Genomic DNA, 20,365 nt, shown 5'->3' with positions numbered 1-20,365 from the left:
AGGAAGCACCCTGCGGGGTGCTTTTTCATTCGCCGCTATTTCCATCGCACGATGAATGCGCTATAATACAGAAATGACTTTTCGAGAACAGCAGGGAGGGCAGCATATGGCGATGGTTCCAAAGCTCAATACGACAATATTCGAGGGGGAGATTCCGTTCAAAGTCGCCGCACCGTTCGAGCCGATGGGGGATCAGCCGCAGGCAATCGCCGATATTGCGGGCGGCATCGAGAATGGAATGGCAGCGCAGGTGCTGCTCGGTGCGACGGGCACGGGCAAGACCTACACGATGGCAAAGGTCATCGAGCAGGTGCAGCGGCCAACCCTCGTCATTGCACACAACAAGACGCTCGCAGCGCAGCTGGCGAGCGAGTTCAAGTCCTTCTTTCCCGACAATTACGTCGGCTATTTTGTCAGCTACTACGACTACTACCAGCCCGAGGCGTACATTGCGCAGACGGATACCTACATCGAGAAGGATGCGTCGATCAACGATGAGATTGACGAACTGCGCCACTCCGCAACCTGCTCGCTCTTCGAACGGCGCGATGTCATCATCGTCGCGAGTGTGTCCTGCATCTACGGACTCGGCTCACCGGAGAGCTATCATGAGATGGTGCTCTCCGTGCACAAGGGACAGACCATCCCGCGCGAGGCGATCCTGCAAAAGCTCGTCTCCATCCGCTACGAGCGCAACGACATCGCATTCGAGCGCGGGCGCTTCCGCGTGCGCGGCGATGTGGTCGAGATCTTCCCTGCGGGCTACAACAACCGCGGCGTGCGCATTGAGATGTTCGGCGACGAGGTGGAGCGCATCATCGAGTTCGATGTCATGACGGGCGATGTTTACGGCGAGCGGCTTCATTCGATGGTCTTTCCCGCGTCTCACTACGTCACGGACGATGAGGATATGAAGATTGCAATGGCGGACATCCGCACGGAGCTTGCACAGCGTCTGGATGAGCTGAAGGGCGCGGGCAAACTCCTCGAAGCGCAGCGGCTCGAACAACGCACGAACTACGACCTTGAGATGATCGAAGAGATGGGCTACTGCTCGGGTATCGAGAACTACTCGCGCCATCTGACGCATAGGAAAGCAGGGGATACGCCGTATACACTGCTCGACTACTTCCCCGAGGACTTCCTCATCATGATCGACGAGTCGCACGTTACCCTGCCGCAGATTCACGCGATGTACGGCGGCGACCGCAGCCGCAAGATCTCGCTCGTGGACAATGGTTTCCGCCTGCCGTCCGCATTTGACAACCGCCCGCTGACATTCGAGGAATTCGCCGCGCGCGTGAACCAGATCGTCTACGTCTCGGCGACCCCCGGGAAGTACGAAATGCAGCAGGCGCAGCAGGTTGCGCAGCAGATCATACGTCCGACGGGGCTGCTCGACCCCGTGGTGGAGGTGCGCCCGCTCGACGGACAGATCGACGATCTGCTCTCGGAGATCCGCGTGCGCATCGAGCGAAATGAGCGTGTTCTTGTCACGACGCTTACCAAACGCATGGCGGAGAACCTCACCGAGTATTTGCGCGAAGCGGGGGTCAAGGTGCGCTATCTCCACTCGGATATTGCGACCATCGAGCGCGCGGAGATCATCCACGACCTGCGTGCGGGCGAGTTCGACGTGCTCGTCGGCATCAACCTCCTGCGCGAGGGATTGGACATGCCTGAGGTCTCGCTCATCGCCATCCTCGACGCGGACAAGGAGGGCTTCCTGCGCTCCGATACCGCACTTATTCAGACCATCGGTCGCGCCGCGCGCAACGCGGGTGGACACGTCATCATGTATGGCGATGTCATCACGGGCTCGATGCAGCGTGCGATTGACGAGACGGAGCGCCGACGCACAATACAGAACGAATACAACGAGGCGCACGGCATCACGCCGAAGACGATCGAGAAGCCCATCGTGCCGCTCATCGAGATGACACTTGTCGCCGCCGAGGAGAAAGCGCCGTATGGCAAAAAGGATGCAAAGGGCAAGAAGAAACTCGGCAAAAAGGAGCGCGAGAACCTTGTCAAGAGCCTCCTGCGTGAGATGCAGCAGGCATCGCGCGCCCTCGAATTCGAGCGTGCGGCGGAGCTGCGCGACATGATCGTGGAACTCGAGGGCGAACTGCCGAAGAAGAAAAAATAGGAAAAATAGGGGAAAATGAACGAAAGCATCAAAATCGAAGGGGCGCGTGCCCACAATCTGAAGAATATCAACGTGGAGATTCCGCGCGACAAGCTGGTCGTGGTAACGGGGCTGTCCGGCTCGGGCAAGTCCTCGCTCGCCTTTGACACGATCTACGCCGAGGGGCAGCGCCGCTATGTCGAGTCGCTGTCGGCGTATGCGCGGCAGTTCCTCGGGCAGATGGACAAGCCCGACGTGGACAACATCGAGGGGCTGTCGCCCGCAATCTCGATTGACCAGAAGACGACGAGCCACAACCCGCGCTCGACGGTGGGCACGGTGACGGAGGTCTATGACTATCTGCGACTGCTCTATGCGCGTGCGGGTCGTCCGCACTGTCCGAGCTGCGGCAAGCCCATTGCGCAGCAGAGCGTCGATCAGATGGTCGATGCCATCATGACGCAGCCCGAGGGGACGAAGCTGCTCATCATGGCGCAGCTTGTGCGCGGGAAGAAGGGCGAGCATCGCAAGATCCTTGACCAGATTCGCCGCGACGGCTATGTGCGCGTGCGCATTGACGGGGAGCTGCGCGACCTCGGCGAGGAAATCGCGCTCGAAAAGCAGAAGAAGCATACGATTGAGATCGTCGTTGACCGTCTCGTTGTGCGTGCGGGTATGGAGAGCCGTCTGACAGACTCACTTGAGACGGCTCTGCGTGTGGGCGGCGGCGTGGTCTACGTGCAGGTGGTGGATGGGGAGCTCCTCATGTTCAGCGAGAATTTCGCCTGTGTGGACTGCGGCATCTCGCTCCCCGAGATTGCGCCGCGCATGTTCTCGTTCAACAGCCCGTTCGGCGCGTGTCCCGTCTGTACGGGGCTTGGCAGTCACAAGGAGTTCGACCCCGACCTCGTCATACCGGATCCGACCCTCAGTGTGGCGGACGGTGTCTTTGCGCCGCTCTCGAAGAATCCGAACTCGTACGGTATGCGCGCAATCACGGCGCTCCTGCGCGCGCATGACTGCGACGAGCACACACAGTGGAAACGCATGGACAAGAAGATGCAGCACATGCTGCTGCACGGCTCGGAGGAGTTCGTTTCCTTCCAATATACGAATATGTTCGGCGAGGAAAAGGAGTATAATGTGCCCTATGAGGGCGTGCTGCCCGCGCTCGCGCGCCGTTATCGCGAGACGGACTCCGAGGAGATGCGCGAGAGCTACGAGGACTATATGACGGACACGCCCTGTACGGCGTGTCACGGGGCGCGTCTCAAGCCCGAGACACTTGCCGTCACCGTCGGCGGCAAGAACATTGCCGAGCTCACGGCGCTCACGATCCGAGAGGCGGACGCATTCCTCGCCGAGGCGGAGAAGGACTTCTCCCCGCGTGAGGCAAAGATCGCCGTGGAGATATTGAAAGAGATTCACGCACGTCTGAACTTCCTCCTCGATGTGGGACTTGACTATCTCACGCTCTCACGTGCGGCGGGGACGCTCTCGGGCGGCGAGGCACAGCGCATCCGACTCGCGACGCAGATCGGCTCGGGGCTGATGGGCGTACTCTACATCCTAGACGAGCCGAGCATTGGTCTGCACCAGCGCGACAACAACCGTCTGCTCGCGACCCTGCGCCATCTGCGCGACCTTGGCAATACGCTGATCGTTGTGGAGCATGACGAGGACACAATGTATGCCGCCGACCACATCATCGACATCGGCCCCGGTGCGGGCGAGCATGGCGGCGAAGTGGTCGCCGAGGGGACGGCGGAGGAGATTATGAAGAATCCCGCCTCCATCACGGGGCAGTACCTTGCACGGAAAAAATTCATTCCCGTACCGCAGACGCGGCGGAGGGGCAGCGGCAACGTCCTTGAGATCGTGGGCGCGGCGGAGAACAACCTCAAGAACATCAACGTGAAGTTCCCACTTGGGACGCTCACCCTCGTGACGGGAGTCAGCGGCTCGGGCAAGTCCACACTCGTCAACGAGATTCTCTATCGCGGGGTCGCCTCACGGCTCTACCGTGCGAAGGGGAAGCCCGGCAAGCACAAGAAAATCAAGGGACTGGAGCACATCGACAAGGTCATCAACATCGACCAACAGCCGATCGGGCGCACGCCGCGCTCCAACCCCGCAACCTATACGGGGGTGTTCGACGCGATCCGCGACCTCTTCAGTCAGGTCTCGGAGTCGCGTATGCGCGGCTACAAGGCGGGACGTTTCAGCTTCAACGTGAAGGGCGGGCGCTGCGAGGCGTGTCGTGGGGATGGCATCTTGAAGATTGAAATGCAGTTCCTCCCCGATGTCTATGTCCCCTGCGAGGTGTGCAAGGGCGCGCGATACAACCGCGAGACCCTCGAGGTGCACTACAAGGGCAAGACCATCGCCGAGGTGCTTGACATGACGATCGAGGAGGCCGTGACCTTCTTTCAGAATGTGCCGCGCATCGCGCGCAAGCTCGAGGTTATCCGCGACGTGGGGCTGGGCTACATCCGTCTCGGACAGCCCGCGACGACGCTCTCGGGCGGCGAAGCGCAGCGTGTCAAGCTCGCGACGGAGCTGTCGAAGCGCAGCACGGGCAAGACGCTCTACATCCTCGACGAGCCGACGACGGGACTCCATGCGGCGGACATCCACAAGCTGCTCGTCATCCTCCAACGGCTCGTGGACGGCGGCGATACCGTCGTTGTCATCGAGCACAACCTCGACGTGATTAAGGCGGCGGACTATGTGATCGACCTCGGCCCCGAGGGCGGCGTGCGCGGCGGAACGATTGTCGCGCAGGGGACACCCGAGCAGATCGTGGAAGTGCCTGAGTCTTATACAGGACAATTTTTGAAGCCGCTGCTTGAAGAAAAGCATCCTCTTTGAGCCTCCCCCGTGCGCCACGGGGGAGGGGGACCATGCGGAGCATGGTGGAAGGGGCGCTCAATCCATAAACGAACTGAAAAAGAAGGTAATGTAATGCTGATTTTAGGGCAGATGATCGTATTCTTTCTGATGATCTTTGCGGGGGCGCTCGCGCGCCGTTACAACATCATCATTCCAAACAATCAGGAGCAGTTTTCCTCCCTGATTGTCAACATCGCGTGCCCGTGCCTCATCATCTCGGCAGCGATGCGCGCGGAGGAGCACATGGGGCTCGCGCAGGTCATCGAGACCTATACCGCCTATGCGGCGTTGCTTGCAATGATGTGCATCGTTGGCTTCCTGCTGCCGCTCCTGCTGCGCTTTCGCGGGCGTCTGCGCGGCGCAGTGAACCTCTCGTTCTGGTTCAACAATTCGCTCTTCATGGGGCTGCCGCTCGTGCAGGGGGTGTACGGCGATCAGGCGGTCGTCTACATGACGCTCTTTTTCATTCCCGTCAATTTACTCTTCTTCGTCTACGGCGTCTCCTCCATCAGCATCCACAAGCGGCGTGGCTTCGAGATGTTCCGCATGCTCTTGAATCCCGGCATCATCGCCTCACTCATTGCGTGCGTGATCTACTTCGGTGAGATTCCGACGAATCCGCTGCTCTCGCAGGCTTTCGCAATGATCGGAGCGATGACCGCACCTCTGGCGATGATGATGATCGGCGCATCGCTTAAGGACATCCATATGCGCCATATGCTGACGGATCACAAGCTCCTGCTCTACACCTTTTTGAAAGCCGTTGTCCTGCCGATTCCGATTCTCTTTGCAATGAAGGCCTTTGTCACGAATCCCTACATCCTCGGATGCAGCCTCGTCATTGTCGCCGCGCCGACAGGCGGTATGGTTGCAATGGTGGCGCTGCTCTACAACAAGGTCGCCTATCCGCTCATGACGGAGATTATCGCGCTCTCGACACTGATCTCTGTGGCGACAATTCCGCTTGTGTCTATGATTACGGGGCTGTGATTTGCTACAAAGGAGGCATATTTGCTCAGCGCGTTGACAATTTTCATGCTCGTCGTGTTCGCCTGTCTTGGACTGTCTGTCTTCTTCCTGCGCTATCTCGCTGAGGGTAAAATGCTCCTGACGGCGCGCATTGGGATTGCTGTTTTTGAAATTGCGGCGGTTGGCGGGCTGTTCTATCTGTTCAGCACGCACCGCACGGACGGTTGGGCGGGACTTCTGACGCTGCCGATCATCCTCTTTCTCGTTGGTCAGCTGATTGTCCTAGCCTTTGTCGTGCTTGCCGTCCTCCTGCGTTTCATCTGGCGCAGAATACGCGGCGTTCCGTATTCTGCGGAGCGGCGGCGCGTGCTGAAAAATGCAGCGCTCTATCCTGCGGCGGGCTTTCTCCTCAGCAGCTACGGTGCATTCATTGAACGGCATCAAACGGTGCGGCGCGACTATGTGATTCCCATCAAAAATCTTCCGTCCGAGGCAGACGGCATGGTGATCGCGCAGATCAGCGACGTGCATCTCGGGACGTACTTCTCCGTGGAGGAGTTCGACGCGCTGCTTGTGGAGGTGGCGCAGGGCGGAGCAGATCTCCTAGCCGTGACGGGGGATGTCTTCGACGACGAGCCACTGAACGAGGCGGCGGCTGAGGTGCTTGCCGCGCACGCGGGCGACTGGCGCGACGGCATCTGGTACTGCATCGGCAACCACGAATACTATCGGAATGCGCGCCCGCTCGTCGACCGCATGCAGCGCGAGGGACGTGTGTACGTCGTTCGGAACAGTGCGGCGCAGGTTACGGGACGCGGCACGCTCTGGATTGCGGGTACGGATTATCCGTTTGCGCGCGGCGAGGCGTTCTATCCCGAGAAAGAGGCGTACTTTGCGGCGGCGATGCAGAATGTGCCTGCAGATGCGGTGACGGTCTTGCTCGCGCACCATCCCGAGTTCATCGACGATGCGGCGGCGCATGGCGGCGTGCCGCTGACGCTGACGGGGCATACGCACGGCAGCCAGTTCGGTATCCTCGGTCAGCCTCTCTTTCCCGTGTTCAAGTACACGCGCGGCATGGTGCGCATCGGAGACAGTCATGGCTACGTGCATACAGGCAACGGCAGCTGGTTTCCGCTGCGGATCGGCTGCCCGCCCGAGATTGCATATTTTAGATTGGAGAGAACAGTACAATGAGTTGGATGGACGACTACACCGCCCTCCGCGAGGACATTCATCAGGGCTATATCTACGAGGCGATTGAGGGGATCCTCTATCTGCGTGCACATGAGGAGATTCCCGCGGATGAGCAGTGGCGGTTCTCCGAGATGATGGGGGCGTGCTGCGGTGCACTTGCCGATACGGAAGGGGCGATTGCGGCCTACTTCGAGGCGGCGACCGAGGATAAATTCCTCCGCAGCCAGCGGCAGCATTTCTCCAACTATCTCTACCTCTGCCATGCCGTGCCGAACCTCACGCCGAAGGAGCTCAAGGCGCAGTTCGATATGTACGCGACGCTCTATCGTCACGAGGAGCCGCTGTCGCCGCGTGTAGACGTACGCCATGAGCGGCTTCGGATCGGCTTTCTCGCGCAGCATTTCCTCAGCTCGTCCTCGTCGCTTTTCTATGAGGGACTTCTGCGTGGGCTGACGGAACAATATGATGTTTACGCGTATGCGCTTGATGATCGTGCGGATGGATTTACGGAGAGCCTGCGCGGCGCGGTGAACTACCATGCACTCGCGAATCTCTCCATCGAAGAGCAGGCGGAGCGCATTCGTGCGGACGAGATCGACGTACTCGTTGACCTCGGCGGACATACGGATGGCGGCATGACCCTCATGGTGCTCGCGCACCGTCCCGCACCCGTACAGATCTCGGGCATCGGTTGGTTCGCGACGACGGGCGTTCCCTTTGTGGACGGCTTTTTGACGGACAATGTGCTGTCTCCTGCGGGCACGGAGGAGTTCTACAGTGAGGAGCTGCTGCGTCTGCCGTATGCGTTCCATTTCACGCCCGACTCGGCGATGCGGGCGAGCGCGGTGGCGGAGCGTCCTGCCGATGCACCTGTGACCTTCGGCGTGTTTCAGAACTTTATGAAGATCAACGAGGAGTGCCTCAAGGTCTGGGGACGGATTCTGAAAAAGCTGCCGCAGGCACAGCTGATTCTGCAGGATGCCGCCGTGGACAGCCCGCTGCGCGTGACGACGATTCTGGAGATGATCGAGGGGCTGAAACTGCCCGCGAAGCGCATCTTTGTGCGGACGGGAAAAAGGGACTACCTCGGGGACTACGGGGACATCGACATCGCGCTCGATACCTTCCCGTATGCGGGCGGCGCGTCGACGGCAACGGCGCTCTACATGGGCGTGCCCGTCGTCACCATGCGCGGGGAAACCCACGCAGCACGCCTCGGCGCGTCCATGCTCACGGCGGCGGGGCATGCGGAGTGGATTGCGGACGATGCGCGCACGTATGAGAATCTTGCCGTGCGGATGGCAGAGGATATTGCTGCCGTGCGTGCAAGCCGTACAGCACTGCGTGGAGAGGCGGAGAAGTCTGCATTGATGGATGGGGCATCCTACCTCAGTGCAGTTACGGACGCGATCGAACGCATCTGGGCAGAGCGCGGGGACTTTTCGCGGTGAGGACGGAGCTGCTTGAACTCCTTGCACCGAGTGCGGAACGCCTTTGCATCCTTGTCGTCGACGGCTCGGAGCACCTTGCGCGGCTGCGGGAGATGTACCCGTACGCCGAGATGCACGCCGTTACGCCATACGAGGAGATTGCGGAGAATGAGATTGTTGCCGCGCTCGGCGTGCACTGGCACATCTTCGACTGGCGGCGCGACACGTTACCGTTTGCGGAGGAGACGTTTGACCGTATCATTTCGGCGTTTGCGATTGAGTGCGCCTATGAGCCGTATGACGCGCTCATGGCTCTGAACCGTGCGCTCAAAGAAACGGGAACCCTCTACACCTGCTACACCAACATCCGCTATCATCGCGTGCTTGCGGCTCTGCGTGACGGCGAGTTCCGCGTGCGCGGCGACCGTCACCTGTACGCAAAGCCCGAGATTGTGCGTCTCCTCAATGATACGCTCTACAAGGAAATCCACTTCTTTGCGGGGGAGCGCGACGACGATCCGTCGGCGGGGGAGGCATGGGCTGTGGAAGGCTTTCAAAACTTCAGCGACGACCTCATAACGCGCACGTGGCTCATACAGGCATCGCGCAGTACGGCGGCTGCGGCGAACCTCAAGCTGTTCTTCTCGCAGGAGTCGCGCCACATGATGGCACGTCTCCTGCATCGCATCGAGTATGATATTGCGGCAGAGCATGCTGTGACGGAGCTGCGCGAACTCTGTATGCGCGAGGGAATCTTTTACGACTATCTTTCGGATTTCGTTGCAGAGGTCTGTGTGCATGAAGAACGTGTACGGTCACTGCTCACAGGAGTGCTTGCTGACATATAAAAAGTAAACCATAACTAAATATTTAGTTGACGGAATAAAAAACCTGCCTTATAATAGATGACATAAACATAATCTATGACAAGGCAGGTATTTTTTTATGCGCGTAAATCGTGTCAACGAACTGACGAAGAAGGTCATCGCGGGGTATCGTGTCAGCCGTGCAGACGACCGCTCCATCTTTATGGATACGCCCGTTGAGGAGCTTGGCGAGGGAGCATACCGCCTCCAAAAGCATTTTTGCGGGAACCACATCGACCTGTGTACGATCGTCAACGGACGCAGCGGCCGCTGCGGAGAGGACTGCAAGTACTGCGCACAGGCAGGGCGACATAAGACGGGCGTTGACACCTATGGCTTTATGGCACAGACGGATCTGATTGCGCATGCAAAGGCGAATCAGGACGCGGGTGCGAACCGTTTCTCCATCGTTACGTCGGGCGGGGCGCTCTCGGGGACGGAGTTTGAGCAGGCACTGGATGCCTACAAGGAGATGCGCCGCACGCTTTCCATCGACCTCTGTGCCTCGCACGGGCTGCTCACGCGCAGTCAGTTCCGTCGCCTGCGCGAGGCAGGTGTGACGAGCTATCATCACAACATCGAGACCTCGGAGCGCTACTTCCCCGAGATCTGCACGACGCACAGCTACGCCGACCGCATTCGCACGATCAAGGCGGCACAGGCGGAGGGGCTCTGCGTCTGCTCAGGCGGTATCATCGGCATGGGGGAGACGTGGGAGGATCGCTTCGACATGGCATTCGCACTGCAGGAGCTCGGCATCGAGTCCATCCCGCTGAACTCGCTCATGGCAATTCCGGGCACGCCGCTCGAACATCTCGCGCCTCTCTCGGGCGAGGATATTCTCAGAACGATTGCGATTTTCCGCTTCATCAATCCAACGGCGAACATCCGCCTTGGCGCAGGGCGCAAGCTCCTTCCCGAGAACGGAGCGACGGCGTTTCGCGCGGGTGCGTCCGCATCCATCACGGGCAATATGCTCACGACATCGGGGACAACCATCGCCGAGGATATGGAACTCATCCAAGAGATGGGCTTCACAAACCGTGACGAAGACTGCAGCGTCTCGACGGGGACGTGCGGCGCACGATGACATTGATTCCTACAACATTTACATAAAAAGCAGAGCTGCTGTACGAAATGGTACGGCAGCTCTGCTTTTGTGTTGGGGAAAGATATTTGAATGGAGGGGGCAGGTTACAGATACTCCTCGAATTGTTCCATATCCAAAATCCGTATACTGCGCCCCGTCGCCTCGATGATACCCTCGCGCTGCATCGCGCTCAGCTCGCGCGAGAGGGAAGGGCGGCTGACAGCGAGATAGGCGGCAATGAACTCACGGCTTACCTTAAGTGCAATCTGCCCTTTTTCGTCAATATGAGGGAAGAGGTAGCGGACAATCTTCTCACGCAGCGTGCCGCTCGCGAGAATTTTCAGCTTTGTGTGCATTGCATACGCCTTGCCCGCAAAGATCTTCATGAGGTTGCGCTGCACGATCAGTGCAGAGCGGCGTGGTGTCTCGCCGACATCGAGCGTGAAGAGGTGGCTTGATACCTCGAGCAGCTTTACCTTTGTCACAGCACGCACGTACATATCGTATGGGCGTTTCAGCACCTCGTAGACCTCGCCGAACATATCGCCGGGGCGGTCGATCTCCGAGATGAAGATCTGCCGTCCTGAGTACGTGTCCTTGAGGATGTGCACCTCGCCCTCGAGCAGAATGTAAAGCGAGTGAGGGAGATCCCCGTCGTGGAAAATGACTGCGCCCTTCGGGTAGGAGCGCAGCGCCACGTCACTGGAGGCAAGCAGCTCCGCTACATCCTCCTCGTTCATACCCTGCGCGAGACTGGTCTCGGCGAGAATTTGGGCAGCGTTTTCTTTGCTCATGGCATACTCCTGCATATATACGAAAAAACCGCCCACATAGGACGGCATCAGATACATACATGGTGCTCACTGAGGGATTCGAACCCCCGACCCCCTCCATGTGACGGAGATGCTCTACCAACTGAGCTAAGTGAGCCTGAGATAAAAAAATCCGCACACATGCGGATGAGAAAACAAATGGTGGGGTTAACAAGATTCGAACTTGTGACCTCCTCGATGTCAACGAGACACTCTAACCAACTGAGCTATAACCCCATTTTTCGCCGTTCATGTCCAAACGACAAAACGAATTATAACAGATGAACAAGCACTCTGTCAACCCGTATTTTCTAAATTATACAGCAGTGAATCAATGGCATTTACAATTGAGATCTTTGATGATTTTCGAAATGTGATCTGCACCCTTTCGTTCGCGTTTACAGTGAGGAGGGCGATATCTGCATATAAAATAGCAAGTGATATGATTAACAGTATGGAATACGATTACCAATAGTAATTCTATGTAAAAGACAGTGATTTCGATTAAAATCCCTTGACGTTTTGTTTATTCTATGATAATCTACGGAAAGATTTTGGGAATTAAATCACAATTGAATACTTTGCCGATCGGGTGTGCATCGCACTTTATAGAGAAGCAGGTGAAAGACCTGCGCTGTCCCGCAGCTGTAATGCAGAGTCAACTCCAATACGTCACTGGGAAACTGGGAAGGCGGAGAAGACGAGGAAGCAGAGCCAGAAGAACTGCCCGATTGGAACGCTGTATCGTCCCTGCGAGAGACAGGAAGGCGCGATTATTTTTATGTGTTTCGTGTGCTTTTTTGCTGTGGGGAGCAAGAAGGCTTTTTGTTTGCTTTTTACGGTGTGCCTTTCTTGTGCTCTATTTGACGATGCATCAATCCTATTGACATTTTGGAAACAAAATGTGAATACGGGAATAACGCCCGTATTTGAACATTGTTTTCTATGATGTACCGCCGTATCAAATGTTTTTTGCAAAGGAGAGTAAGCACATGCAAAAGAAGATGCGAAAGGGTACTGTACTGGGTATCTTAATTTCGACGATGCTGACGGGAGGCACAGATGTTTATGCTCAGGACGCAGAGTCGACTGTGCCCGCTGAGGAAACAGTCAAGAAAACATATGCGACAAAGGATATTGATGTCGAAGGGAATATGAAAGATCCTTTCGGCAATGTGATGACGGAGCAGTCCTACTATCGCACGGGCGGTGATGTGAACGTCATTGACCGTGATACGCTGGAAAAGCGGCATTACGATCAGCTCAGCGATGCGCTGCGGCAAGTGCCGGGCGTACAGATCAAGACGCCGGGGTATCGCGGGGGTGAGTATGGGTATACGCAGACGCATAATATTGTGACGATCAACGGAGATGATCGCGTTGTTGTACTCGTGGATGGGCGCCGCATGGATAACTCTGTAGGCAACGTTGTCTCCGGACGTTCAACGAGCGGCTCGAAGGCAGTCACGGACATCAATCAGGTTACAAATATTGATAACATCGAAAAAATAGAGGTGATCAAAGGACCGGGTGCATCATTTTACGGATCGGATGCTACCGGCGGCGTTATCAATATCATTACACGCAAGGGGACGGATAAATCCTATGGGTCGCTTGATCTGTCAACCGGTTCGTGGAACCGGCATAATTATAAGTTGAACTATGCGGGGAGCACGGATCAAGGGAAGCTGAAATATTTCTTTACGCTCGGGCGTGAAATGGGTGGGGATGCAAAATATAAGGATGGTCTTAGCGGCAATACCTATACCTATGTGAATACGGGCTACAAGGAGGAGACGTTCAATCTCCGTGTGGACTATGATTTCGATACTACCCATTCGTTGAGGGCTGCATTCAACCATATGCAGAGCGATGCGGATTATCCTCTTACGGCGCCTGATCACAAGTACTTTAATGCAGCAGATTGGAACCGCATCAAGAATGATTATTTCCATAATGATAAATACGGCGATATAAAAAATCCGGGCTATCGGACGCTGTGGTATATGTGGGCGGTGACCGGTGCCTATAACGCCTACAACAAGAACAATCTTGATCTGACCTATACGTTCCATAGAGATAACGGCATGGAGAGTTTTGTTCGGTACTACGAACAGCATGAACGCTATTGGGGGTCGTTTGGAGCAGGGGATAAGGAGGATTCGCCCGTACCAGATACGCCTGAATGGTTTGAATGGGGGAGAGCGAATTATCGCGGCCGAGACCATCGCTCATGGTATCACCATCTGGAAAATAAAGGACTTCAGTTCCAACTTGGCAAATCCTATGGGAAACATGATGTTCTTACTTCGTGGACCTATGATAATTCAAAATACTACAATACACAGGTGAGAACGGGGAAGGTCTCGCGTGTTAAACGCGATTCTGTTCTTGGCTACATTCAGGATAAAATACTGCTTTCAGATAAATGGGAGCTGACACCATCTCTTCGCTTCGCGCATTACAGTGATGTCAGCCACGTATCGCAAGATGGGGTTCACAGCATCGGCGGTGCCTCGTCCAACACGATTACACCGTCCCTCAATACGCAGTATCGGTTTGATAAAGATACGAGCGCATATTTCGGGTACAGCCGCGTACACAGACCGCTCAAACCGAATGACTATACGGCGACGAATGGAGCGGATGCTGCCAATCTGCAGGATGAGAAGGGAGATGTGTGGACGCTCGGCGTGCGGCACGATTTTTCGCCAAATACGACAGCCTCTCTCCATTATGACTATACACGCATGAGCAATGCAGTTGTACGATACAGTGTTTGGGATCGGGCAGCCAGTGATTTTAAGCTCAAATTTGTCAATGCGAAGGAAGTCAAGAAATCGATCAACCTTTCGCTGCAGCATCGATTTAGTCCGCATTTGACACTTACGGCAGGATATTCCCATGCCTTTGACAAATTTTCGGCAAAGGATGGAATGACCTTCGATCCTGAACTGAAATGGGCAGATGGAAATGTTAATTCTGTTATCAATAAGCTGCGTCCTGCTAATACCTACACAGCAGATCTTGCGTATGAGAACGGAAAGCTGTATACGGCATTGACGGGGACTTGGTATACGGGCTGCAATACAATGGCGTATACCAGCAGGCGTGCGCTTGTTCTTGATTTCAATATCAATTATGCGATTCAGAAAGATTTAACTCTGTATGCCTCTGTTGTGAATTTGACCAATCAGGCGTATGAGACCGTCTATACCCGTTATCTTGGAAAGGGAAGCTGGCCTCAGCTTGGCAGACATTTCTTGATTGGGATGAAGTATAAATTCTAATTGTTGAAAGGCAATGACGACAAGCAGTCAAAACGACTCTTGTCGTCATTGGTATGAGGAGGGGAGATATGAAGAAACCCCTGATTTTACTTTTCGTCATAATATGTTTATCGACTTTCTTGGCAGGAAGAAATGGAGAGAATTCTGTTTTCGAAAGTTCACCGGAAGATATGACAGGAGATTCGCGTTTATATCCTCCTGTGGAGATTGATACATTTGATTCATCAAAACATCCGCTACGTATTCGGTTTCATAGGGTGCCGGTACGAGGTCTTGTATATGAGGCAAATACGCTTGAGACTCTTTTAGCTTTTGGGCAGGGAGATAAAATCATCAGCGCGTCCTTAAACGCATCCGGTGAGACTTATGCTCGTATGAAGGCGAAATATCCCGAAGAATTGGCAAAAATACGACATATCTCCAATCAAGAAATAAGCAGGGAGATGACGATCGCTTATCAGCCGGATTTTATTCTGGGATGGAAGTCGACATTTTCTCCGAGGCGATATGGCAGCACGGATTGGTGGCAGGAGCGCGGCGTGAATACATATATCGTTGCAACATCAAACCATGTGGTGCCGTATGGGACGATCGAAGACGAGTGCCAGTTCCTGGATGACATGGGGCGGATATTTGATATTAGAGAGAAATCAGAGGCTTTGATCAATGAAATTCATGCAGAGATAGAGTTTGCAGAGAAGAGTACTGTGGGGGAAAAACCTCAAGAGGTCATGGTCGTTGAAGTGAGTAAAACGGGAATTATGAACTATGATGATGGCTGGATCGTAGGCGATATGGTGCGTCGTTTGGGAGGGAATATGCCCGTCAAGAGTCGCTCTGTGGGGGCAGAAGACCTGCTGGCACAGGATCCGGACGTTATTTTTGTCGTTTACTTTAATTCGCGGCATCGCGAGGAATCGGAACTTTTCTTTCAAAATGTCCGGTTTAACTCACTGAAAGCATCGCGTAGCCAGAGAATCTATATGCTGCCGTTCTGGTATATGTATACACCGGCCGTAAATACGCTGGATGGCATCAGAGCCATCAAAAAGGGGTTGTATCCGGAATTATGAATCGTACAGACTGGCAGCAAGCAATCATCCTGATACAGCTGTTCATTATTCTGCTTATCAGTATGGCAGGGGCATTGACGTTCGGAACCGTATCCCTGTCCGTCGGCGATATCATATCTGCGGTTTATGATTCCCTGCGCAGCAGTGTGCCAATCGATGCGCCGGGGCAGGGGCCGCTGCACGATATCGTATGGCTGCTCCGTATGCCCCGTATTCTCATGGCCGCATGCATCGGCGCGGGGCTTGCAACATCGGGTGTCATCATGCAGGCGATTGTGAAAAATCCGCTTGCTGACCCCTATATTCTGGGCGTTTCTTCCGGTGCCTCTCTCGGCGCAACGGCAGCAATTTTGCTTGGTGTTGGCGTATCACTGGGTGAGAACTTCGTCGGGATCGCCGCATTCATCGGTGCCTTTGCGATATCTCTTGCGATTGTCTTCATTGCGAATATGGGAGGGCGTGCGAATGCAGTGAAGCTCCTGCTCGCGGGCATGGCGCTCAGCGCTGTATGCAGCGCGTTTGCCAGTTTCATTGTCTACTTTGCGAACGATAAGGACGGCTCCAGTCCATCACATACTGGCTGATGGGGAGCATGGCGGGGGCGAAATGGTCGACGCTGCAGGTGATGATTCCGATGAGCATTATCATACCGTTCTTTTTCTACACGCAGACAAAGGTGCTGAATCTGATGCTCCTTGGCGACGATACAGCGGTTACACTCGGTGTGGATCTGCATAGATATCGGCAAGCATATCTGCTTGTCAGTGCACTTCTCGTTGGTTTTGCGGTCTATGCGGCGGGGATGATCGGCTTTGTCGGACTCATTGTTCCGCATGTCAGCCGCATGCTGGTCGGTGCAGATCACCGGAGGCTGCTGCCGATTGCAGCGCTCTCCGGCGCAATCTTTCTCGTCTGGGCAGATGTGCTCTGCCGCGTGATTATTCCGCAGACCGAACTGCCGATCGGGATTCTGATTTCGATGATCGGAGCGCCCTGCTTTATCTATCTGATGGTGAAGCGGACGTATGGTTTTGGCGGCGCGTAGGTGGGGTGAGCATGTGATGGATATTCGCGTAGAAGCGTTGGAAAAGAGTTTTGATGGGCGGCAGATTTTAAATAAAATTTCTCTTGCGGTACATAATAAGGAATTCGTCGGCATTATCGGCCCGAACGGGAGTGGAAAGAGCACTCTCCTCAAGTGCATCTATCGTGTGCTCAGTCCGGATGGCGGCACCGTGTTCCTTGGCGGGGATCGTCTGGATGATCTTTCGGTACGGGAAACGGCGACACGACAGGCTGTGCTTGCCCAGCATCATGCGTTTTCGTTTGATTTCAGCGTGTTGGAGGTCGTTCTGATGGGGCGCAGTCCCTACAAGCGCATGTTGGAGCGCTATCATGAAGAGGACTATAAACTTGCCAAGCGCTATTTGGAATTCACCGGGATGGAAGCCTTTGAGGAGCAGCCCTTTTCCAGTCTGTCGGGCGGCGAGCAGCAGCGCGTGCTTCTCGCGCGGGCGCTCACGCAGTCGACTGCCTGTCTGATTCTCGATGAGCCGACGAATCATCTGGATATTCGCTACCAATTGGAGATCATGGAAAATATTCGGCAGATGAATCTGACGGTCATTGCCGCGATTCACGATCTCAATGTCGCCGCCGCATACTGCGATCGAATTATTGCGATGAAAGACGGGGGGATTTTGCGGGAGGGGACGCCAAGGGAGATCTTCACCAATGAATTTATCTATGAGCTCTATGGCGTGCACGCGCGCATTCATCCGTTGGAGGATGGAACGATTGTAATTTCATATCATTTGTAAAGAAGCCCCGATGAACGGCTGCCGTCCATCGGGGCTCTTTTGCAGGAGGGATTATTTCCTGTGTTTATTCTTTTTGCGGTTTTCTGATTTGGTCTCGATGAGGGGCGCGGTTTGCGTATCTGTCCGCAGTCCGAGCCAGAGGAAGAAGCCAAGGGCGACGAGACCGAAGCCGAGACTGGTCATCTGGGCACTGGTAAAGAGTCCGAGGTATTTCTCCGTATAGTCGCCGCGCAGGTATTCAAGCGCGAAGCGCACGAGGCTGTAGAGCATGACGTAGAGGGCGAAGCACTGCCCGCGTGCGTGTCCGCGTGCGCGGAAGATGAGCAGCAGGGCAAAGATGACGATGTCGAGCTGCCCTTCCCAGACCTCCGCCGGCCAGAGCGGCTGCGCACCGTAGGTGTGGTGCGCGAGGGTGGTGTCGGGGTAGAGGATGCCGTAGCTGCTGCCTGTCGGTGCGCCGAAGGCATCCCCGTTGAGGAGGTTTGCACAGCGGCCGAGTGCCTGTCCGAGGACAATCGCAGGAGCGGCAATGTCCATAAAGTGGATGGTGTCGAGCTTGTGTTTCCGGCTGTAGAGGATGCCGACGAGCACACCGAGAAAGACACCGCCCTGGATCGCCATGCCGCCCTGCCAGACGTTCAGAATCTCGGTCAGGTGGTGCTGGTAGTAGTCCCAGTCGAAGAAGAACACGTCCCAGAGCCGCGCGCCGAGGAGTCCCGCGATGCCGCAGTAGATGCCGAGATCGGGAACGTGCTTCTCATAGCCGCGTCCGTCCGCCTTTGCGAGGAAGTAGCCGACACCCGTCGCAAGCAGGATGGAGAGGGAGATGACGACACCGTACGAGCGGATGGGGAAGTCTCCGATGTAGAAGAGATATTGATGCAAGGAAGCCTACCTATCCTCTCTACTCTGCCTCAAAGAGCGGCAGCGACTCGAGGAAGATAATATCCGTGCGCTTTGCCGCATCGCCCTCGGCAAGCACGGCAGCCTGTCCGACGACGTGTGCGCCCGCCTTTTCGGCGAGATTGCTGAGTGCCGTCATGGAGCCGCCCGTGCTGATGACATCGTCGAGGAGGAGCACCTTGCGTCCCGCAATGCGGTCGATATCCGCACGCGTGAGGTAGAGCCGCTGCTTGCCCATTGTCGTAATCGATTCATCCTCGACCCAGATGGGATCTTCCATGTATGCCTTGACAGATTTGCGTGCTGTGATGTAGTAGGGCATTCCAATCTGCCGTGCAAGCTCCGCCGCGAGGGGGATCCCCTTCGTCTCGGCGGTCATGATGATCTCGGCTTCGGCGGGCACCTTCTTTGCGAGTTCACGCGCACAGCTTTCGCAGAGTTCGACATCGCCGAGCATGACGAAGCCCGCAATCGCAAGACTGTCACTCAGGTTGAGGATGGGGAGACTGCGCTTGCAGCCCGCGACCGTAAGATCGTAATATCGTTTTGCCATAATGCACCCTTTAGAGTCCTTTCTCCGTGAGGACGAGCTCTACGGCGTTCAGTACGTCGTTGATATTGTCCTCGGTGATGATAAGCGGCGGCTGAAACGCCATGACGTTGCGTCCGATGCCGTTCTTGCCGACGATAAAGCCGCGGTTCTTCAGCTCTTCGAGCACGGCATCCAGTTCGGCGGCGGCGGGGGATTTGTCCGCGTGGACGAACTCTGCGCCGACCATCAGTCCGAGTCCGCGTACATCGCCGATGATGGGATGGCGTTTCTGGATTTCCCTGAGGCCTGCACGCAGCTGCACTCCACGCCGTTCGGCGTTCCCGATGAGATCATGCTCCTCGATGTAGCGGATGACATGAAGCCCTGCCGTTGTGGAGACGGGGTTGCCGCCGAGCGTCGATGCGCCGGGCTTCGTGTAGGTATCCGCGACCTCTGGGGTTGCGATGAATGCGCTGATGGGGGCACCGTTGCCAAGTGCCTTTGCCATCGTCATGATATCGGGTGAAATGCCGAAATGCTCAATGGCGAACATCTTGCCCGTGCGCGCAAAGCCTGTCTGCACTTCGTCCGCGATGAAGAGTACGCCGTAGTGGTCGAGAATCTCCTTGACGCGTTTGAAGTAGTTCTTGGGCGGGACGATGATGCCCGCGTTGCCCTGAATGGTCTCAGCTATGAATGCGGCAGGTCGTCCCGAGGTGGCACTTTTGATCGTTTCCTCGAGCTCGTAGGTGCAGTCAATGCCGCACTCCTCGGGCGTATGCTGATGCGGGCAGCGGTAGCAGTATGGATTTTTGACAAAGTGGATGCCGCCGACGGGATTCGGGTCGGTGCGCCACATGGAGATGCCCGTGAGGCTCATCGTGAGCTTCGTGCGCCCGTGGAGACCGCCGCGCAGAGCAATGAACTCGCTGCTGCCCGTGGCAATCTGGGCGAGGAGTGCCGCTCCCTCGTTCGCCTCCGTGCCCGTGGAGCAGAAAAAGCTCTTTTGGAGTTTTCCCGGTGTGATGCGTGCAAGCTGCTCGGCGAGATTGACAAAGTTCTCCGTGAGGTAGATGTTGCAGACGTGTTGGAGCGTGTTCAGCTGCTCTGTGACGGCGGCATTGATCGCGGGATTGCAGTGCCCGCAGTTGATGACGGAGACACCCGCAAAGCAGTCAAGATATTTCCTGTCCTCGCTGTCGTAGAGGTACTGCATCTCGCCGCGTACGATCTGGCGCGGCTCGCTGTAGAAATGCCCGAGGCAGGGCATGATGTATTTCTGCTTTTTCTCAAGGATGGCGGCTGCGCCGATATAGTTCTTCTCGTTCGAGGAAGCTGTGTCCATGAAGTATTCTTTCTAGTA

General features: G+C 55.9%; 14 protein-coding genes, 2 tRNA genes, 1 pseudogene and 1 riboswitch. Of the genes and pseudogenes, 11 read left to right on the top strand and 6 right to left on the bottom strand.

Features of this window, described 5'->3' with window-relative positions; translation table 11 throughout:
• Positions 1 to 106 precede the first annotated feature (106 nt).
• The 7 genes from uvrB to bioB all read left to right on the top strand — a co-directional run bounded on the left by uvrB (position 107) and on the right by bioB (position 10,572).
• Entirely contained in the window at positions 107 to 2,149 is a 2,043-nt protein-coding gene (gene uvrB, locus HMPREF9163_RS11230) for an excinuclease ABC subunit UvrB (protein ID WP_037347104.1), read from the top strand.
• Between the two features lie 15 nt (positions 2,150 to 2,164).
• The gene (gene uvrA, locus HMPREF9163_RS11225; RefSeq protein WP_009441925.1) at positions 2,165 to 4,999 is read left to right on the top strand and encodes an excinuclease ABC subunit UvrA; all 2,835 of its coding nucleotides are present in this window, start codon (positions 2,165 to 2,167) and stop codon (positions 4,997 to 4,999) included.
• A 93-nt stretch (positions 5,000 to 5,092) separates the two neighbouring features.
• Positions 5,093 to 6,010, top strand: coding sequence for an AEC family transporter (locus HMPREF9163_RS11220; RefSeq protein WP_009441924.1), 918 nt, complete (start codon positions 5,093 to 5,095; stop codon positions 6,008 to 6,010).
• 45 nt (positions 6,011 to 6,055) lie between these two features.
• Positions 6,056 to 7,186 (top strand): metallophosphoesterase, encoded by a 1,131-nt coding sequence (locus tag HMPREF9163_RS11215; RefSeq protein WP_009441923.1) that lies wholly within the window; start codon positions 6,056 to 6,058, stop codon positions 7,184 to 7,186.
• Entirely contained in the window at positions 7,183 to 8,637 is a 1,455-nt protein-coding gene (locus HMPREF9163_RS11210; RefSeq protein WP_009441922.1) for a hypothetical protein, read from the top strand. Before HMPREF9163_RS11215 ends, HMPREF9163_RS11210 begins: the two co-directional genes overlap by 4 nt.
• The gene (locus tag HMPREF9163_RS11205) at positions 8,634 to 9,464 is read left to right on the top strand and encodes a methyltransferase domain-containing protein (RefSeq protein ID WP_009441921.1); all 831 of its coding nucleotides are present in this window, start codon (positions 8,634 to 8,636) and stop codon (positions 9,462 to 9,464) included. Before HMPREF9163_RS11210 ends, HMPREF9163_RS11205 begins: the two co-directional genes overlap by 4 nt.
• A gap of 97 nt (positions 9,465 to 9,561) precedes the next feature.
• A complete protein-coding gene (gene bioB / locus HMPREF9163_RS11200; RefSeq protein WP_009441920.1) occupies positions 9,562 to 10,572 on the top strand; it encodes a biotin synthase BioB in 1,011 nt (336 codons plus the stop codon).
• A 104-nt stretch (positions 10,573 to 10,676) separates the two neighbouring features.
• Here bioB and HMPREF9163_RS11195 read toward each other — a convergent pair whose 3' ends face one another.
• From HMPREF9163_RS11195 to HMPREF9163_RS11185, 3 genes are all read right to left on the bottom strand, one after another.
• Positions 10,677 to 11,366 carry a Crp/Fnr family transcriptional regulator gene (locus tag HMPREF9163_RS11195; RefSeq protein WP_037347144.1) on the bottom strand — a complete coding sequence of 230 codons (690 nt, stop codon included), beginning with the start codon at positions 11,364 to 11,366 and terminating at the stop codon, positions 10,677 to 10,679.
• A 60-nt stretch (positions 11,367 to 11,426) separates the two neighbouring features.
• Positions 11,427 to 11,502: transfer RNA gene (locus tag HMPREF9163_RS11190), tRNA-Val, on the bottom strand.
• Between the two features lie 42 nt (positions 11,503 to 11,544).
• Positions 11,545 to 11,621, bottom strand: a tRNA-Val gene (locus HMPREF9163_RS11185).
• Between the two features lie 336 nt (positions 11,622 to 11,957).
• Positions 11,958 to 12,130, top strand: a riboswitch (cobalamin riboswitch).
• 246 nt (positions 12,131 to 12,376) lie between these two features.
• Between HMPREF9163_RS11185 and HMPREF9163_RS11180 the strand changes: the two genes are divergently transcribed.
• The 4 genes and pseudogenes from HMPREF9163_RS11180 to HMPREF9163_RS11165 all read left to right on the top strand — a co-directional run bounded on the left by HMPREF9163_RS11180 (position 12,377) and on the right by HMPREF9163_RS11165 (position 17,567).
• Complete coding sequence (locus tag HMPREF9163_RS11180) at positions 12,377 to 14,674, top strand: TonB-dependent siderophore receptor (protein ID WP_037347101.1); 2,298 nt, start codon at positions 12,377 to 12,379, stop codon at positions 14,672 to 14,674.
• A 68-nt stretch (positions 14,675 to 14,742) separates the two neighbouring features.
• A complete protein-coding gene (locus HMPREF9163_RS11175; protein WP_037347099.1) occupies positions 14,743 to 15,747 on the top strand; it encodes an ABC transporter substrate-binding protein in 1,005 nt (334 codons plus the stop codon).
• Positions 15,744 to 16,792 (top strand): annotated as a pseudogene (locus HMPREF9163_RS11170) (FecCD family ABC transporter permease). The gene HMPREF9163_RS11175 and the pseudogene HMPREF9163_RS11170 overlap by 4 nt, the downstream one beginning before the upstream one ends.
• Before the next feature lie 16 nt (positions 16,793 to 16,808).
• Complete coding sequence (locus HMPREF9163_RS11165) at positions 16,809 to 17,567, top strand: ABC transporter ATP-binding protein (protein WP_037347096.1); 759 nt, start codon at positions 16,809 to 16,811, stop codon at positions 17,565 to 17,567.
• Positions 17,568 to 17,618: 51 nt separating this feature from the next.
• Here the strand turns inward: HMPREF9163_RS11165 and lgt are convergent, their stop codons facing one another.
• The 3 genes from lgt to HMPREF9163_RS11150 are packed head-to-tail and all read right to left on the bottom strand — an operon-like array spanning position 17,619 to position 20,347.
• A complete protein-coding gene (gene lgt, locus HMPREF9163_RS11160; RefSeq protein WP_009441912.1) occupies positions 17,619 to 18,452 on the bottom strand; it encodes a prolipoprotein diacylglyceryl transferase in 834 nt (277 codons plus the stop codon).
• A gap of 19 nt (positions 18,453 to 18,471) precedes the next feature.
• Positions 18,472 to 19,023, bottom strand: a complete 552-nt coding sequence (locus HMPREF9163_RS11155; RefSeq protein WP_009441911.1) for a phosphoribosyltransferase family protein — start codon at positions 19,021 to 19,023, stop codon at positions 18,472 to 18,474.
• 10 nt (positions 19,024 to 19,033) lie between these two features.
• The gene (locus tag HMPREF9163_RS11150) at positions 19,034 to 20,347 is read right to left on the bottom strand and encodes an aspartate aminotransferase family protein (RefSeq protein ID WP_009441910.1); all 1,314 of its coding nucleotides are present in this window, start codon (positions 20,345 to 20,347) and stop codon (positions 19,034 to 19,036) included.
• Between the last annotated feature and the right edge of the window lie 18 nt (positions 20,348 to 20,365).

The organism is Selenomonas sp. oral taxon 138 str. F0429, from assembly GCF_000318175.2.
Taxonomy (GTDB): Bacteria; Bacillota; Negativicutes; order Selenomonadales; family Selenomonadaceae; genus Centipeda; species Centipeda timonae.
This window is presented reverse-complemented; position numbering and strand designations above follow the sequence as displayed.

What these genes read in the sequence shown, in the direction of transcription:
- uvrB (WP_037347104.1), top strand. Translation starts at nt 107, where the DNA reads ATGGCGATGGTTCCAAAGCTCAATACGACAATATTCGAGGGGGAGATT.
- uvrA (WP_009441925.1), top strand. Translation starts at nt 2,165, where the DNA reads ATGAACGAAAGCATCAAAATCGAAGGGGCGCGTGCCCACAATCTGAAG.
- HMPREF9163_RS11220 (WP_009441924.1), top strand. Translation starts at nt 5,093, where the DNA reads ATGCTGATTTTAGGGCAGATGATCGTATTCTTTCTGATGATCTTTGCG.
- HMPREF9163_RS11215 (WP_009441923.1), top strand. Translation starts at nt 6,056, where the DNA reads ATGCTCGTCGTGTTCGCCTGTCTTGGACTGTCTGTCTTCTTCCTGCGC.
- HMPREF9163_RS11210 (WP_009441922.1), top strand. Translation starts at nt 7,183, where the DNA reads ATGAGTTGGATGGACGACTACACCGCCCTCCGCGAGGACATTCATCAG.
- bioB (WP_009441920.1), top strand. Translation starts at nt 9,562, where the DNA reads ATGCGCGTAAATCGTGTCAACGAACTGACGAAGAAGGTCATCGCGGGG.
- HMPREF9163_RS11195 (WP_037347144.1), bottom strand. Translation starts at nt 11,366, where the DNA reads ATGAGCAAAGAAAACGCTGCCCAAATTCTCGCCGAGACCAGTCTCGCG.
- HMPREF9163_RS11180 (WP_037347101.1), top strand. Translation starts at nt 12,377, where the DNA reads ATGCAAAAGAAGATGCGAAAGGGTACTGTACTGGGTATCTTAATTTCG.
- HMPREF9163_RS11175 (WP_037347099.1), top strand. Translation starts at nt 14,743, where the DNA reads ATGAAGAAACCCCTGATTTTACTTTTCGTCATAATATGTTTATCGACT.
- HMPREF9163_RS11165 (WP_037347096.1), top strand. Translation starts at nt 16,809, where the DNA reads ATGGATATTCGCGTAGAAGCGTTGGAAAAGAGTTTTGATGGGCGGCAG.
- HMPREF9163_RS11155 (WP_009441911.1), bottom strand. Translation starts at nt 19,023, where the DNA reads ATGGCAAAACGATATTACGATCTTACGGTCGCGGGCTGCAAGCGCAGT.
- HMPREF9163_RS11150 (WP_009441910.1), bottom strand. Translation starts at nt 20,347, where the DNA reads ATGGACACAGCTTCCTCGAACGAGAAGAACTATATCGGCGCAGCCGCC.